We start from the raw sequence: 1,094 nt of genomic DNA, 5'->3' as shown, positions 1-1,094 counted from the left end.
CGCGCCCGATAACGCCTCGGTGTCAGCACCACCGTAATTCAGCAGGGGCCGCACGCCGGATCTCGCGCCCTGCGCCCGAACAGTTGATCGAGGTTGTCCTCGAACTGATAAGCGTGGGCCTCGGGCGCGATGCTCTCGACCGGCCAACTGTAGCGGAGAACGGACATGACGGCAGCAGGGATCGACGTGGGCAAGGCCAGCCTGGATCTGGCCGTGGAAGGACAGGCGGGCGTGACCCGTTATGCCAATACCGGGGCGGGGATTGCCAAGGTGGTCAAGCGCCTGAAGGCATTGGGCGCATCGCGGATCGTGGCCGAAGCCACCGGCGGCTATGAAGAGCCGCTGCTGGAAGCGTGTTGCGATGCCGGGCTGTGGATCGCCCGGGTCAACCCGCGCCAGGCCCGCAGTTTTGCTCTGGCCACTGGCGAGCTGGCCAAGACCGACACGATCGACGCCCGCCTGCTGGCGTTGATGGCACGGATGTTCGCCGACCGGCTGCGCTGCTACGTCGCACCACCGCCATGGCAGCGCGAGCTGCGCGACTGGCTGCGCCGACGGGGTCAGGTGGTCACTCAACTGCAGGCCCACAAGCAGCAGGTGGCGATGGCATCGCCCCAGGTGCGCAAGCTGGCCGCCCGCACCATAGCGGCCTTGGCCCGTGAGCTGGCGGCGGTGGATCGTGCCATGCAGACCTTGATCGACCAGCACACCACGCCCGCCCTGCGTTCGAGCAAGGGCTTGGGCCCGGTGTTCCAGGCCACGGCGCTGGCCCTGCTGCCGGAGCTGGGGCAACTGGGCCGCCGACAGATCGCCAAGCTGGTGGGCGTGGCGCCGATGAATCGCGACAGCGGGCAAAGCCAAGGCAAGCGCCGCGTTCGTGGCGGACGAGCCCCGATGCGGGTGGCGCTCTACATGGCCACGCTCTCGGCCGTACGCTGGGATCCGCTGATGAAAGCGCATTATCAGCAACTGCGGGCCCGTGGAAAACTGGGCAAGGTCGCGCTGGTCGCCTGCATGCGCAAGCTGCTGGGCATCGTCAATGCCAGACGGCGTGACGAGCTGCGTGCGGAAGGGGCCTTAACTGCCTGACAGCT

Annotated in this window: 1 protein-coding gene; it reads left to right on the top strand. The window is 67.6% G+C overall.

Annotated elements, in window-relative coordinates; all coding sequences use genetic code 11:
- The first annotated feature begins 165 nt into the window (after positions 1 to 165).
- Complete coding sequence (locus L3V18_RS19190) at positions 166 to 1,089, top strand: IS110 family RNA-guided transposase (RefSeq protein WP_237057068.1); 924 nt, start codon at positions 166 to 168, stop codon at positions 1,087 to 1,089.
- The last annotated feature ends 5 nt before the right edge of the window (positions 1,090 to 1,094 follow it).

Source organism: Marilutibacter chinensis, assembly GCF_021725675.1.
In the GTDB taxonomy this organism is placed as follows: Bacteria; Pseudomonadota; Gammaproteobacteria; order Xanthomonadales; family Xanthomonadaceae; genus Marilutibacter; species Marilutibacter chinensis.
This window is presented reverse-complemented; position numbering and strand designations above follow the sequence as displayed.

Bases quoted from the DNA above. Each gene is read 5' to 3' on its own strand.
- L3V18_RS19190 (WP_237057068.1), top strand. From the start codon at position 166: ATGACGGCAGCAGGGATCGACGTGGGCAAGGCCAGCCTGGATCTGGCC.